1 protein-coding gene is annotated in these 556 nt (G+C 42.8%); it reads left to right on the top strand.

The genetic code is table 11. From position 1 onward, the window contains the following. A partial coding sequence (locus H4J75_RS19705; RefSeq protein ID WP_182223070.1) for an Ig-like domain-containing protein occupies positions 1-556 on the top strand: 556 nt, incomplete at both ends.

Genomic DNA, 556 nt, shown 5'->3' with positions numbered 1-556 from the left:
ACAACTTTAATGGTGCTGTGCCAGTGATCAGCTACACCGTTACTGATGGTGCCGGTGATACCGAAAGTTCTACCTTAACAATTTCAGTAACACCAGTTTCTGATCTGAGCGATGATAATGAGAACGTCACTGTTGCAGAAGATACAATCGCGACAGGCAATGTGCTTGATAATGCAGCAACTGCAGATGGACCGTTAACCGTAACTAGTTTTACTGTTGATGGGAATACGTATAATGCAGGTGATACAGTTACTCTCACTGAAGGTCAACTCACCTTAAATACGGATGGTAGTTACACCTTCACACCAAATGACAATTTCAACGGTGTCGTGCCAGTGATCAGCTACACCGTTACTGACGGTGCAGGTGATACAGAAATTTCTACCTTAACAATTTCAGTGAATCCCGTGTCAGATTTAAGTGATGATAGTGAAACTGTTTCTGTCGTAGAAGATACAACCGCCACAGGCAATGTGTTAGATAATGCAGCAACTGCAGATGGACCGTTAACCGTAACGAGTTTTACTGTTGATGGGAATACGTATAATGCAGGTGA

The sequence above is a fragment of the Colwellia sp. BRX10-1 genome (genome assembly GCF_014077545.1).
GTDB lineage: Bacteria > Pseudomonadota > Gammaproteobacteria > Enterobacterales > Alteromonadaceae > Colwellia_A.
This window is presented reverse-complemented; position numbering and strand designations above follow the sequence as displayed.